The 13,694-nt window shown below is 39.8% G+C and carries 13 protein-coding genes; 1 reads left to right on the top strand and 12 read right to left on the bottom strand.

What is annotated here, in order from left to right; all coding sequences use genetic code 11:
• Positions 1 to 521: 521 nt before the first annotated feature.
• The 6 genes from hutH to H8744_RS07745 all read right to left on the bottom strand — a co-directional run bounded on the left by hutH (position 522) and on the right by H8744_RS07745 (position 7,570).
• Positions 522 to 2,018 carry a histidine ammonia-lyase gene (hutH, locus tag H8744_RS07770; RefSeq protein ID WP_262434300.1) on the bottom strand — a complete coding sequence of 499 codons (1,497 nt, stop codon included), beginning with the start codon at positions 2,016 to 2,018 and terminating at the stop codon, positions 522 to 524.
• Positions 2,015 to 2,644 carry a cyclodeaminase/cyclohydrolase family protein gene (locus H8744_RS07765; RefSeq protein WP_262434299.1) on the bottom strand — a complete coding sequence of 210 codons (630 nt, stop codon included), beginning with the start codon at positions 2,642 to 2,644 and terminating at the stop codon, positions 2,015 to 2,017. The genes hutH and H8744_RS07765 overlap by 4 nt, the downstream gene beginning before the upstream one ends.
• Positions 2,645 to 2,676: 32 nt before the next feature.
• Positions 2,677 to 3,930: an imidazolonepropionase gene (hutI, locus tag H8744_RS07760; RefSeq protein WP_262434298.1), complete on the bottom strand. Its 1,254-nt coding sequence runs from the start codon at positions 3,928 to 3,930 to the stop codon at positions 2,677 to 2,679.
• Between the two features lie 6 nt (positions 3,931 to 3,936).
• On the bottom strand, positions 3,937 to 4,839 hold the full coding sequence (ftcD, locus tag H8744_RS07755) for a glutamate formimidoyltransferase (RefSeq protein ID WP_262434297.1): 903 nt from the start codon (positions 4,837 to 4,839) through the stop codon (positions 3,937 to 3,939).
• A 2-nt stretch (positions 4,840 to 4,841) separates the two neighbouring features.
• Entirely contained in the window at positions 4,842 to 6,827 is a 1,986-nt protein-coding gene (hutU, locus tag H8744_RS07750) for a urocanate hydratase (protein ID WP_262434296.1), read from the bottom strand.
• A 113-nt stretch (positions 6,828 to 6,940) separates the two neighbouring features.
• Positions 6,941 to 7,570, bottom strand: a complete 630-nt coding sequence (locus H8744_RS07745) for a DUF6563 family protein (protein ID WP_262434295.1) — start codon at positions 7,568 to 7,570, stop codon at positions 6,941 to 6,943.
• 490 nt (positions 7,571 to 8,060) lie between these two features.
• Here H8744_RS07745 and H8744_RS07740 point away from each other — a divergent pair, with 490 nt between their 5' ends.
• A complete protein-coding gene (locus H8744_RS07740; RefSeq protein ID WP_262434294.1) occupies positions 8,061 to 9,875 on the top strand; it encodes a MutS family DNA mismatch repair protein in 1,815 nt (604 codons plus the stop codon).
• Between the two features lie 30 nt (positions 9,876 to 9,905).
• On the opposite strand, the gene H8744_RS07735 is transcribed toward H8744_RS07740, so the two are convergent.
• The 6 genes from H8744_RS07735 to rpsK form a co-directional block, all read right to left on the bottom strand.
• Complete coding sequence (locus tag H8744_RS07735; RefSeq protein ID WP_262434293.1) at positions 9,906 to 10,445, bottom strand: DUF8460 domain-containing protein; 540 nt, start codon at positions 10,443 to 10,445, stop codon at positions 9,906 to 9,908.
• Between the two features lie 106 nt (positions 10,446 to 10,551).
• A complete protein-coding gene (locus tag H8744_RS07730; RefSeq protein ID WP_262434292.1) occupies positions 10,552 to 10,947 on the bottom strand; it encodes a DUF8440 family protein in 396 nt (131 codons plus the stop codon).
• Positions 10,948 to 11,086: 139 nt separating this feature from the next.
• Positions 11,087 to 11,566, bottom strand: a complete 480-nt coding sequence (gene rplQ, locus H8744_RS07725) for a 50S ribosomal protein L17 (protein ID WP_262434291.1) — start codon at positions 11,564 to 11,566, stop codon at positions 11,087 to 11,089.
• Positions 11,567 to 11,569: 3 nt separating this feature from the next.
• Entirely contained in the window at positions 11,570 to 12,562 is a 993-nt protein-coding gene (locus H8744_RS07720) for a DNA-directed RNA polymerase subunit alpha (protein ID WP_262434290.1), read from the bottom strand.
• An 11-nt stretch (positions 12,563 to 12,573) separates the two neighbouring features.
• Entirely contained in the window at positions 12,574 to 13,179 is a 606-nt protein-coding gene (gene rpsD / locus H8744_RS07715; RefSeq protein ID WP_262434289.1) for a 30S ribosomal protein S4, read from the bottom strand.
• Between the two features lie 117 nt (positions 13,180 to 13,296).
• Positions 13,297 to 13,686, bottom strand: a complete 390-nt coding sequence (rpsK, locus tag H8744_RS07710; RefSeq protein ID WP_262434288.1) for a 30S ribosomal protein S11 — start codon at positions 13,684 to 13,686, stop codon at positions 13,297 to 13,299.
• Between the last annotated feature and the right edge of the window lie 8 nt (positions 13,687 to 13,694).

The following is a 13,694-nucleotide window of genomic DNA, read 5'->3' as shown; positions in this document are numbered from 1 at the left end:
AATAATAAGGATGGAGACAAAAGTAGGGAATCTATTATATACAAGAAAAGTTTTATCGCTGACATAAGGGTAAGAATCGATAAACAGCGGATCTATTTCGATGAATCATCCGAATATATGCCTATCATTTTATTAGTCACAAGTAATGTTTCTCTACAAAAAAGAAATTCTTAGGACTAAATGCAAAATAGCCTCTTTACCTCGGTGATCAAGGCCCTCTTCCTCGGTGACTAACGACCCATTCATCGGTGATCAACGACCTATTCATCGGTGATCTCCAAGGTGTACCTCGGTGGTATATAAACATCAACACTTTCGGGTAGTAGAACCATTACTTCAATCGGCAATTTAACACCTGACAACCAATCGATTAGAGCAACACAGCAATCTCTTTTGCATACAAGGCGGTAAAAAGACAGCAGTCATTTAAAAGCGGATATATCCAGATGAATCACCCGGACACATCCGCTTCTGTCATGTTATTTCAAGTAATATTTACTTATATAAAAACATAGGCTTAATTAATAGTCAAACTGAGTACGATTTAGGAAGGCCACCGTTTTATGTATCTCTTTATACATCACAATATCGTCTTTTACAAACGGTACTTCTTTGCGATACTCTGCAAGGAAACGTTCTAGTCTTGGCGAAGTTTTATCCGGCCGACGGAATTCGACTCCTTGCGCAGCATTCATTAACTCAATTGCAAGAATGTGTTCAAGATTATCCATTATTTTATAAAGCTTGGTAGCAGCATTCGCTCCCATACTTACATGATCTTCTTGACCATTTGAAGAAACAATTGAATCACTGGAAGCAGCATAGCAATACATTTTATTCTGACTTACCATAGAAGCGGCAGCATATTGCGGTATCATAAAACCGGAATTCAAACCAGGATTGGCAACCAGGAATTCAGGTAGCCCACGAAGTCCCATGATAAGCTGTGCTACACGACGTTCGGAGATGTTTCCAAGTTCGGCAAGAGCAATGGCAAGAAAATCATAAGAGATAGCAAGTGGCTGACCGTGAAAGTTTCCACCAGAGATAATCCGGTCTTCGTCGGGGAAAATGGTAGGATTGTCAGTTACTGAGTTAATCTCGGTCAACAATACGGAAGCTACATAACGAATGGCATCTTTCGTTGCTCCATGAACTTGTGGAATGCAACGGAAAGAGTATGGATCCTGCACATGCGTCTTAGGACGAGCAATCAGTTCACTACCTTCAAGTAAATTGCGGAAAGCTTCACCTGTTTCGATCTGACCTTTGTGGGGACGAATCTGCTGGATACAGTCCATGAAAGGTTCGATACGTCCGTCAAAAGCTTCAAGAGAAAGAGCAGCAATCAAATCGGCTCTCTTTGAAAGGCGGAAAGCTTTAAGAATGGCAAACACACCGTTGGCACTCATGAATTGGGTTCCATTCAGTAAAGCAAGTCCTTCTTTACTTTGCAACTTAACCGGTTCCCAGCCAAATTCATCAAGTACACTGATAGCTTCGCGTTTCTTTCCTTTGTAATAAACATCGCCAACTCCGATAAGCGGCAAGAAAAGATTCGCTAATGGAGCCAAATCACCTGAAGCACCGAGTGAACCACGATCGTAAACGATCGGCATCACATCGTTGTTGAAGAAATCGAGAATACGTTGCACGGTAATGACCTGTACTCCACTATGCCCTAAAGATAATGCATGTGCTTTGAAAAGCATCATCAACTTAATGACAACCGGACGAATTTCCTCACCGACACTACAAGCATGGCTCTTGATGAGATTTTCCTGTAAAGTTCCCAACTCGTCAGTAGAGATATTCTTATTACACAGAGATCCGAAGCCGGTGGTAATGCCATAAAGTGGAACATCCGAGGTAGCTGTTTTCTGATCTAGGTAATCACGGCAACGCTGAATGCGAAGTTTAGCTTCGGGAGCAAGTTCCAGTTTCAGGTTCTCATTGATAATGCGCTCGATGATTTCGAAAGTAAGTTCTCCGGAACCTACATAATATACATTCTTCATACTCTTAAATCTTTGTTGACAGCATCCAATAATTCTTTCTCCTTTGCACAAGCATTACGTTCCAACTCATCAGCCTCGGATTGAAGTTGTTCAACAAATACTTTGTCTTTCAATGAACCAAGATTGATACGGACATTCATCAAAGCGCCTAGTACAGCAGAACGGGCAGCCATCATGGCAACACAAGCATCGGTAACCGCATTGCGATTCCCTTTACCGGCCACTTCAGCAATGATAGTCATCAATTCATAAGCATTGCGAGCTACCTGCATGGGAACCAGAGCAGCAAACCTGGTTGCCTCCTGAATAGCAGCACTACGGGCAGCCTTTTCTTCATCGGTAGCTTTCGGCATTTTGAAACATCCGAATACTTTATTGTAAGCTTCCGAATCACGATCAACATCAGCTATAAATCCATCTTTCTGACAGATAGCAAGAGACTGGATGCGTTGCATGGCCTCTTCGTGTTCTTCATATCCTTTTTTACCAATGGTCAAACCGGCTACCATAGCCGCCAACGCTGATGCAATAGCGCCATTCAGTGCAGCAATACTACCTCCACCGGGAACAGGATCACTTCCGGCAACTTTATCCAAGAAGTCTTTAACGGTTAATTCTACTAACATAGTAATCTATCTTATTTATTTGTTTTTTATTATTAAGCCACCGGATAGAGAGTACCTCTCTTCACCGTTGTATTTACACAATTCATACCTATATAATAAGGTAAGATATTGTAATCGTTTGAGTCAAGGATGACAAAATCTCCTTGCTTGCCGACTTCAATACTCCCGATACGGTCTGCACGGTTAAGCGCGGCTGCACCGTTCAGGGTCAATGCGGTAATAGCTTCCTCGATGCTGAGTTTCATATAGATGCAAGCCAATGCAAAAGTCAGTGGAATGGAACCGGAAAAACAGCTACCGGGATTCAAATCGGTGGCCAATGCCACAGCGCAACCGGCATCTATCATTTCACGCCCGCGAGCGTAAGGTTCTTTTAGTGCAAATGCCGTCAAGGGAAGCAATGTAGCAACCACTCCGGCATCAGCCATAGCTCGAATACCGACATCTGAAGCATGGAGCAAATGATCGGCAGACAAAGCTTTCAGCTCGGCTGACAGTTCAGCACCACCCAAAGAGACAATTTCATCGGCATGTAGTTTCAATAGGAAACCTTGTTCTTTAGCAGCAGTCAATAGACGGCGGGATTGTTCGATAGAAAAAACTCCTTGTTCACAAAATACATCGCAACATTCAGCAAGATCATTTTCACGAACGGCAGGAAGCATTTCTTTAATGATAAAATCAACATATTCGTCACCACGCCCGGCATATTCGGGAGGAATTGCGTGCGCTCCCAAAAAAGTAGACACGACATCTACCCGCTTGTGTTCATCATTGTTCAGACTGCGCATCACTTTCAATTGCAGAAGTTCCGTATCGCGATCAAGTCCGTAGCCGCTTTTACCCTCTACGGTAGTAACGCCCATAGCACTCATCTTTTTCAAGAAGCCTTCTGCCTTCGAACGCATCTTAATAAAATTCAACTCCCGGGTAGCGTTCATTGTACTGGCTATGCCACCGCCACGTTCCATGATGGACATGTAACTTTCACCTTTTAAGCGCCAAGAAAACTCTTCAGCACGTTCTCCTCCGAATACAAAATGAGTATGTGAATCAACAAAACCCGGCAACAAGCATTTACCGCGGGCATTGTAATGCCAGAAATGGTGATGAAAGCCGTCACAATCTTCACCACGGTTTTCACCGACATAGGTAATCACACCATCCGTCACTTCTACCGTACCGTTTTCTATGATGTGCAACTGTGCCATCTCCTTACCCTTCCTAGATGAGAAACCAAGTGGAGTTACAATCTTTGCATTAAATATAATCAGATTTTCTCCCATTATCTTTTATTCCATGATTCGTGCTTCCAGCACCTGTTGCATTGAGAAATTTTCCAAGCCAAGATAATAGGAAGCAGTATCTATCAATGCTTCCATCGGAACTAATCCAATAATCTCACTCCCCACAATGCTTACGCCATACCTGCGGGCTTCGATACGTACCAATTCAAAAGCACGATATAGAGCAGTTTTGGTATAATCGGTCATATTGATGGAAACTTGCGTGATGCCTCGATCAGTCAACTCTACCCCCATTGCTTTGCAATACCGGAGTCCACCTCCGATAAAACGAATTTTCTTAGCAATGTCATGAGCTATTTCCAAGCTAGGTGTATTGAGGTTAATATTATAGGCAACCAACGGCATACGTGCCCCTATTGCTACTGTACCAGCTGTCGGATGACGTTCAGCGGGTCCAAAGTCAGGTGCCCATTCGGGAAGTTTGATCTTTTCTGCCATACCTTCGAACTCGCCTTTACGAACAACAGCTAAATTTTCCCGATGTGGAGCCGAAGCAGATTTTTCATAAAGAAAAACGGGAAGATTGTATAATGTGGCAACCTTCTCCGCCACTTCTTTTGAAAGAGCAATCGCTTCTTCCATGGTAGTGTTTTTAATCGGAATGAAAGGTACCACGTCTACAGCTCCCATACGGGGGTGTTGTCCTTTATGGTGGTTTAGGTCTATCAATTTGACAGCCACTCCGATAGCCTCAATTACAGCATCCCGAAGTGCTTCGGGTTCGCCGACAAGTGTTACCACCAAACGGTTGTGATCTTCATCATTACTATAATCTAACAATTTCACTCCCGCACGCGCACGGAAAGGGGCTACGATTTTATCTATCTTTTTCAGGTCGCGACCTTCGCTAAAGTTGGGGACGCACTCAATAATTTTATTCCAGCTCATAATTATTCGGTAATATATTTGTTAATAAGTTTTTCATCTGCAACATAAGGCATCGTTATGTGATAATTATCACCATGTGATTCATTGAAAGCCGCACTGGTCTCAATGGCATGTTCATTACGCGCCCAAGAACGACGGGCTACACCACCCATTACATCCCAAAGCATAGCAGAACGGAGAATTTCATCCACACGTTCACTACCATCGCAAACCATGCCGAAACCACCATTGATAGCTTTACCGATACCTACGCCACCACCGTTGTGTAAAGCAACGAGGCTCATACCACGCGCACAATTACCTGCAAAGCATTGTACGGCCATATCAGCCATCACATTACTACCGTCTTTGATATTAGAAGTTTCACGGAAAGGCGAATCAGTTCCACTTACATCATGATGATCCCGTCCTAACATGATAGGCCCTACTTCTCCTCGACGCACCATTTCATTGAAACGTAAAGCAATCGTCATGCGACCCACAGCATCCTGATAGAGAATACGGGCCTGAGTACCTACCACAAGGCGATTTTTCTCAGCATCGCGTATCCAATTATAGTTATCCAGATCTTGGGCACGGCGATTTACGTCTATACATTCCATAGCCGCATGATCGGTTTTTATCAAATCTTCATGCTTACCGCTCAGGCATACCCAACGGAAGGGTCCATAGCCATAGTCAAAAAGCTGGGGACCCATAATATCTTCAACATAGCTTGGCCATATAAACCCATCTTTTTCATCAATACCATTACGTGAAATCTCATGGACACCAGCATCATAAATGGCTTTCATAAAGGCGTTACCATAATCAAAGAAATAGGTTCCGCGTGCAACTAGTTTCTTGATCACTTCAAAATGGCGTCGTAAAGATGTGTCTACCAAACGATGAAACTCCTCCGGAGATTCATGCAATAAACGGGTACGTTCTTCAAAAGTCAGTCCAACAGGACAATAACCGCCATCATAAACGGCATGGCAGGAAGTTTGATCTGAAAGTAGTTCTATATGAATATCTTCCTTTTCTGCGTATTCCAAAAGGTCGACTACATTACCGTGATAGGCAATGGAGCAAGGTTCGCGACGTTCCATCGCTTTCTTAGCCATATGATAAGCTTCACGGATATTATCGGTAACATGTCCCACCCATCCTTGCTTATAACGAGTTTCAATACGGGAAGCATCCACCTCCGCTATAACACAGGCGGCACCGGCTATTTCGGCAGCTTTAGGTTGGGCACCACTCATTCCTCCCAAACCGGAAGATACGAAAAGATGTCCGCGCAAATCTCCATCCTGAGGAATACCAAGCTTCATTCTTCCAGCATTGAGTAGAGTGTTGAACGTGCCATGTACGATGCCCTGTGGTCCAATATACATCCAACCGCCCGCAGTCATTTGGCCGTAATTGGCAACTCCCATCTGCATAGCTACATGCCAATCGTGCTGGTTATCAAATTGCCCCACCATCATAGCGTTAGTTATAATGACACGGGGAGCATCGGGACGAGACCGGAATAGGCCTAACGGATGACCAGATTCGATGACAAGCGTCTGATCTTGTGTAAGTTCTTCAAGATATTGCTTAATGAGGCGATACTGCATCCAGTTTTGACAAACTTGTCCTGTCTCACCATAGGTAACCAATTCGTAAGGATAAAGTGCAATGTCAAAACATAGATTATTGTCGATCATCACCTGAAAAGCTTTTCCTTCAATGCACTTTCCCCGGTATTCATCGATAGGTTTTGCTTTAAGATCGCCTTCGGGACGAAAACGATAACCATAAATTCGTCCGCGAGTACGAAGTTCTTCCATAAATTCGGGAGCCAGTTGCTCATGCAATTCAGTGGGGATGTAACGCAAAGCGTTCTTCAAAGCCGTAGCTGTTTGCGCCGGAGTAAGAGTATACCCACGGTCGGGTGCCCGCCGAATGCCTTCTACAAAAGGCGGATAAGGGGGCAAGGTGTTGCTGAGAGTTATTTTCATAATACAATAAAGTTAATATTACAAACTGTAAGTTTTTACAGCTCGATAACCCTCGCAAGTTAGGTAAAAGGGGTGAAACCACAAAGGATTCCATAAAATAATTACCAAAAAGATTATTTCTCTACACTTTTAAGCAGCAAGAGATACTTTTTGGTAATGCGAGCTGATTCGGTATTCTCCTCTAAATAAGATTTCTGCCACTCCGGATAAGGTGCCAATAAGACAGACATACGCTCCTTTCCTACAAAGTTAATCTTTCCGGTTGAAGAATCTATTTCGTAACATACACGTTTCGAAACCAGCCCGGAAGCGGCAATAGCATCCCCAAGCGTTCCTCCTAAAGTGACATCCATTGTGACCGAAGAACTGGCAGCAACCGATCCGAGAGGAATAGCATAGAAAAAGATATTCCCGTTCAACCACATAGCTGGAGCATACCAAGCTCCAAAACGTAAACGTTTATAACGCAATTTTTTGCAATTCACATAAAGCAAAGTATCTACTTGTACTGCAAAACAACGGTTTTTCAAGTATTTACACATAGACTTATTATTGGCAGTAATCCTGTAATCGGCACCACCATATAAGACTATATTATTTTTAGTCCTTTTCTCTACTTTCAATCCTTCGACCAGATTACCATCATTGGCAAGTAAATCTTTCAAATTGGAATAAACCAAGTCTTGCGCGACCAGATGCAATCCGGCAAAACATAATAAGCATACCATCCAAAGTTTTTTCATTAGCATCTCCTTTCTTTTGTCATAAATCGTTTGGAAAGTTACACTATTTGATGAACTGAAGCAAATTTTCTAGTTGAAAGTTTTAAAAAAACAACGAAAAGCTTGGTCTAGGCATCAGAATATGTTATCTTTGTCAAACTTATTATCAAGTATCATGAAATTATTATTGAGAAAAAGAGGGAAGTTTGAACTTTCCTCTTTCTTATTATATATACTCTCCAAACAAGGATGAGAGGAAGATATAGTTAATCATTTTATTCCTTTCATTTGCAATTTTAGAAGAGATGTTACGACAAATGAAGTGAGATGTTGCAGAAGATTACAATATATGTCAAGATGCATTATAATACATGTCGCATTGAAAAGGATGTTTACCTAGAATAAAAGACCAATATCGTTAATAAAGTGTAATTATGCTCTTGACAAAAATGGTGCTTAAAATACAATTTGTTTAATATATTATTTCATAATAATCTAATTTGGTATTATAATGGAACCACTTGAAAATATAATCAAAACCTATCTTGGAATCATTCGTGAAACAGAAATCAAACTAGGAAAAGTAAAACAACATATTTATCGCATAAGCACCTTTCGGGTTATTTTATTTCTTGCCGGCATAGCAGGAATTATATATTATTGGAATTCTGGTTGGCTGATAGTTGCCGGAATATCCGCAATCACGTTCTTGCCATTATTGATATTGGTGAAATATCACAATCGCCTGTATTACAAAAAGGAATATCTGGAAAAGAAAATAGAAATCAATCATCAAGAACTAAAAGCATTAGATTACGATATTTCAGCTTTTGATTGTGGGAAAGAGTTTATAGATCCTACTCACTTTTATACATATGACCTAGATGTATTTGGCGAGTATTCTCTTTTTCAATACATCAACAGAACTTCGACAGTATTGGGGAAAAAACGCTTAGCAGCATGGTTCAATGAACATCTTGAAAAAAAAGATGAAATTCTGCAACGTCAAGAGGCAATACGTGAATTAACTTCAGAATTAAGTTTTCGACAACGTTTTCGTACCTTAGGTTTGTTACATAAAGGAAAGGCAGCTGACGAAACAGAACTAGAGACATGGGCAAAAAGTCCGAGCCTGTTCCGAAAGAAGAGATTATTACGTATGCTACCTTATTTGGTTGGTGGCACAAATTTTATTTGTCTTGGTCTAATGATTGCAGGAATCATATCCAGTAGCCTTTGGGGAGTAATTTGGACGTGCTTTGTCATCGGCAGTTTTATTTTTACGGGAAAGATTACCAAAATACAAACAATATATGGCAAAAAACTTCAAATCCTTTCAACCTATGCAGGGCTACTTCAACTTACGGAAGAATTGCCGGTACAATGCAATGTCCTAAAAAGTATAAAAGAAGAAATCAGTGGAAGCAAACGAAAAGCATCTCAATCCATTCAGCAACTAAGCAAACTCATGGATGACCTAGATCAACGCAATAATATCTTTATATATGTCATTCTTAATGGACTTTTCTTTTGGGAACTCCGACAGATTATGCGCATTGAAGCATGGAAAGAAAAGAATGCCTCAGATTTACCTTGTTGGTTAAACGCAATAAGAGAAGTGGATGCACTCAATTCATTAGCTAATTTTGCATATAATCATCCGGACTATACATATCCGAACTTCACCGACCACCCTTTTATTCTCACTGCCGAATCACTAGGCCATCCTCTAATGCATCGTGATCGCTGTATACAAAATGATATCTATATGGAAAAACGTCCTTTCTTTATTATCATTACCGGAGCAAATATGGCAGGAAAAAGCACCTATCTTCGGACTGTCGGCATAAACTATCTGCTGGCATGTGTCGGCACTCCTGTGTGGGCAAGAAGCATGACACTATATCCAGCACGCCTTGTCACCAGCTTGCGTACCAGTGATTCTTTAACTGATAACGAATCTTACTTCTTTGCTGAACTGAAAAGGCTTAAACTCATTATCGATAAGCTCAATGCAGGTGAAGAACTTTTTATAATTCTTGATGAAATATTAAAAGGTACAAACTCTGCTGATAAGCAAAAAGGCTCATTAGCACTCATCAAGCAATTCATGCTATTGCATGCCAATGGAATCATTGCTACACATGATTTAATGCTTGGAACATTAGTTAATCTTTTCCCAAAAGACATTCGCAATCATTGCTTTGAAGCCGAGATAGCAAACAACGAACTAACGTTCTCCTATCAAATAAAAGATGGAGTAGCACAAAACATGAATGCCTGTTTCCTTATGAAAAAAATGGGGATAGCCATCATTGACGACTAATCCCCCAAGCCAAAAACAAAAAATTAAGTTTTAGCGAATTTTACTTTTCGCAAGAAAGGCAGCGACAGATGCAGCTTCACCATTGGTGAAATATTGTACAGAAGTCACAGGATTATATGTATATGGAACAAACTGGAATAACTGTACGGCTGCAAATTTTTTATCTTCAGAAAGAATAATATCTAATCGGATATTTCCACTATTCTCACTTTTCATAGTAGCATCAGGTGAAAATGTTCCCGATTTAACCATAGCTCGCAGTACATCCATGTGTTTCAGATCAAAATAAAGACTTTGCTCTCTAGTTATACTCCCGGTAGGAACGTAAACTACTTCTTTTGACTTCCAGAAAATGCGAAAAATGCCAACCAAAAACAATCCTGATCCCAAAACCATCAATCCCATACTTAAAGTTGAAGAATGATCTTCCATTTCAAAAGTCGCAGCAAAAGCCAAAATACCCGCAAGTAACATTAAACATGAAATAATTAAGCTTGAAATACTTGTACGCTTAGCAATATCTGGATGTGAAGATGCAAAAATAGTTGCATCAATAGCTTGAGTTGTCATATTATTATAAGTTTATATAATTAGTAAAATAAGTTTTATATCCATGAGAGCATATACTAAAGATTTATACACTATAACTCATGTAGGAACAGTACTAAATAAACTTCTAAATAATAATACGTTTTAAAGCAAATACATAGTATTCACTTGCCGGTTGGCAACAATAAGCAGTTGTGGTATCATAAACCTTTCCGAAATGTTGGGTCAATGATGCGTCACGTAACAATAGACTTTGAAATATTCCTCTTAAAGCTGATGAATATTCAAGCATATTATACCGTTGGATACGTGTATTGACTATTTGATGAGACTGCATAGCGGTCAACTCGCCCTCTGGTAAATATGGCAATTGAGTATTACTAAATTCGTGGGAATGACTTTCAATATATTCAAGTTTATGGTTCTGAGTTTCTATTGACTTATCAATAGAAATATTACTTGCTGCGGTATTTAATACCCATACAAATAACGTAAACAATATTATTTTTACAAACTTAGCCATATCTAATTGCAAATATAACAGATTATTCAGTTGAAAAGTTTACTAGATATCAAAATTAATGTATCTTTAGAAAAGACAACAAAAAAAGGTCATCTTTTTCAAGATGACCTTTTTCATATCTATATAAATAATTGTCGAATTATTCTGCTGATTCAGCTTTAGGTTCTTCTGTTGCAGAAACCTCAGCAGCAGGAGCAGCGGCTTTTTTTGAGCGACGAGTACGAGTAGCCTTCTTAGCAACTTTCTCTTTAGCCATATTTTCATCGTAATCCACGAGTTCTATAAAGCACATTTCTGCATTATCACCCAAACGATGCCCTGTCTTGATTATACGTGTGTAACCACCTGGACGATCTGCAATCTTAACAGAAATTTCTTTGAACAATTCTGTAACTGCCACTTTATCCTGCAAATTACTAAATACAACACGACGAGAGTTTGTAGTGTCTTCTTTAGATTTTGTGATCAAAGGCTCAACGAATTTTTTCAAAGCTTTAGCCTTCGCTACAGTCGTAGTGATTCTTTTGTGCTTGATCAAAGAACAAGCCATGTTAGATAACATAGCATTTCTATGAGAAGCAGTACGACCTAAATGATTGAATTTCTTATTATGTCTCATTTTTTATTCTTTATCTAATTTATATTTAGAAATATCGGTTCCAAACGACAGATTCAGACTTTCCAGCAAATCATCAAGCTCGGTAAGCGATTTCTTTCCGAAGTTTCTGAATTTCAGCAAATCCGTTTTGTTGAACTGTACCAAGTCGCCAAGTGTTTCCACATCTGCAGCTTTCAAACAGTTTAGCGCACGTACTGACAAATCCATATCAACGAGCTTCGTCTTCAACAACTGGCGCATATGCAAAACTTCTTCATCAAACTCTTCATTGCCATCAACATCATTACTTTCAAGAGTAATCTTCTCATCAGAGAACAACATAAAGTGATAAATCAAAATCTTTGCAGCTTCTTTCAGCGCTTCCTTCGGGTGAATGGAACCATCCGTCGTAATTTCAATGATCAGTTTCTCATAGTCAGTCTTCTGCTCAACACGGAAGTTTTCTACAGTATACTTTACATTACGAATCGGGGTATAAATAGAATCGATTGAAATTACATTCACATCGGTACAATATTCGCGGTTTTCATCAGCGGGGACATAACCACGACCCTTATTGATTGTAATATCAATCTGCATAGTTGCCTTAGAATCTAAATGACAAATAACTAATTCCGGATTTAACACTTCAAATCCAGTCAAATACTTACCTATGTCACCTGCTTTAAATTCACTTGAATTCTCGACTGTAATACTTACTTTTTCACTCTCGAATTCCTCAACTACTTGCTTGAATCTTACTTGTTTCAGATTCAAGATAATGTTGGTAACATCCTCTTTTACTCCAGGTACACTAGAAAATTCGTGTTCAACACCATCTATACGAATAGTGGTGATGGCAAAACCCTCTAATGAAGAAAGGAGGATACGGCGTAACGCATTACCTACAGTAATACCGAAACCGGGTTCCAACGGACGAAATTCGAATCTACCGAATCTTGAGTCCGCTTCCAACATTAATACTTTATCAGGTTTTTGAAATGCTAATATCGCCATGAAATTAATTATTATTTAGAATACAATTCAACGATCAAATGCTCTTTAATGTTCTCAGGAATGTCAGCTCTATCAGGAATATGCAATAATTTTCCCACTTTTGAAGCTTCATCCCATTCTAACCAAGCATATTTACTATGATTGAAACCAGCGAGAGAATTAGCAATTACCTCCAAAGATTTTGATCTTTCGCGAACACCGATCAATTGTCCAGGTTTTACTGCATATGAAGGGATATTAACAACCTTACCATCTACAGTAATATGTTTGTGACCCACCAACTGACGAGCTGCAGCACGAGTCGGTGCAATTCCCAAACGGAAAACAACATTATCCAGACGGCACTCCAACAACTGAAGAAGTACCTCACCGGTAATACCTTTAGCTGTAGCCGCTTTCTCAAACAAGTTACGGAATTGTTTCTCTAATACTCCGTAAGTGTATTTAGCTTTCTGTTTCTCACGAAGCTGAACACCATATTCAGAAGTTTTTCTTTTTCTAGAATTACCGTGCTGTCCAGGAGGATAGTTCTTCTTTGACAAAACTTTATCAGCTCCAAAGATACCTTCACCGAATTTACGGGCTATTCTTGATTTTGGTCCAGTATATCTAGCCATTTCTTTTTAAATATTTAATTGTTTATTCATGAACTTAATTTGTTGCAGCCGCGATTACAGAGAGAAAAAATGTAATCCAAAAACAAAATCAAGTATCATTTGTATTAAAGGTAAATCTTAAACTCTACGTCTTTTCGGAGGACGACATCCATTATGCGGAAGTGGAGTTACATCAACTATTTCAGTAACCTCAATACCTGCACCATGAATTGTTCTTATAGCAGACTCACGTCCGTTACCTGGTCCTTTAACGTATGCTTTTACCTTTCTCAGGCCAAGATCGAACGCAACTTTTGCACAATCTTGGGCAGCCATCTGAGCTGCATAAGGAGTATTCTTCTTAGAACCTCTAAATCCCATTTTTCCGGCAGATGACCAAGAAATAATCTGCCCTTCACTATTTGCGAGAGAAACAATAATATTGTTGAAAGATGAATGAACATGCAACTGTCCATTAGCATCTACCTTTACATTTCTCTTCTTAGCTGCGACTGTTTTTTTTGCCATATCAACAA

This window comes from Jilunia laotingensis (assembly GCF_014385165.1).
Classification (GTDB): Bacteria; Bacteroidota; Bacteroidia; order Bacteroidales; family Bacteroidaceae; genus Bacteroides; species Bacteroides laotingensis.
Note: the sequence above shows the minus strand (reverse complement) of the source record. Positions and strands in the feature narration are given on the sequence as shown.

What these genes read in the sequence shown, in the direction of transcription:
- rplQ (WP_262434291.1), bottom strand. Translation starts at nt 11,566, where the DNA reads ATGAGACATAATAAGAAATTCAATCATTTAGGTCGTACTGCTTCTCAT.
- hutH (WP_262434300.1), bottom strand. Translation starts at nt 2,018, where the DNA reads ATGAAGAATGTATATTATGTAGGTTCCGGAGAACTTACTTTCGAAATC.
- H8744_RS07765 (WP_262434299.1), bottom strand. Translation starts at nt 2,644, where the DNA reads ATGTTAGTAGAATTAACCGTTAAAGACTTCTTGGATAAAGTTGCCGGA.
- H8744_RS07735 (WP_262434293.1), bottom strand. Translation starts at nt 10,445, where the DNA reads ATGACAACTCAAGCTATTGATGCAACTATTTTTGCATCTTCACATCCA.
- H8744_RS07745 (WP_262434295.1), bottom strand. Translation starts at nt 7,570, where the DNA reads ATGAAAAAACTTTGGATGGTATGCTTATTATGTTTTGCCGGATTGCAT.
- rpsD (WP_262434289.1), bottom strand. Translation starts at nt 13,179, where the DNA reads ATGGCTAGATATACTGGACCAAAATCAAGAATAGCCCGTAAATTCGGT.
- hutU (WP_262434296.1), bottom strand. Translation starts at nt 6,827, where the DNA reads ATGAAAATAACTCTCAGCAACACCTTGCCCCCTTATCCGCCTTTTGTA.
- rpsK (WP_262434288.1), bottom strand. Translation starts at nt 13,686, where the DNA reads ATGGCAAAAAAAACAGTCGCAGCTAAGAAGAGAAATGTAAAGGTAGAT.
- ftcD (WP_262434297.1), bottom strand. Translation starts at nt 4,839, where the DNA reads ATGAGCTGGAATAAAATTATTGAGTGCGTCCCCAACTTTAGCGAAGGT.
- hutI (WP_262434298.1), bottom strand. Translation starts at nt 3,930, where the DNA reads ATGGGAGAAAATCTGATTATATTTAATGCAAAGATTGTAACTCCACTT.
- H8744_RS07740 (WP_262434294.1), top strand. Translation starts at nt 8,061, where the DNA reads ATGGAACCACTTGAAAATATAATCAAAACCTATCTTGGAATCATTCGT.
- H8744_RS07720 (WP_262434290.1), bottom strand. Translation starts at nt 12,562, where the DNA reads ATGGCGATATTAGCATTTCAAAAACCTGATAAAGTATTAATGTTGGAA.
- H8744_RS07730 (WP_262434292.1), bottom strand. Translation starts at nt 10,947, where the DNA reads ATGGCTAAGTTTGTAAAAATAATATTGTTTACGTTATTTGTATGGGTA.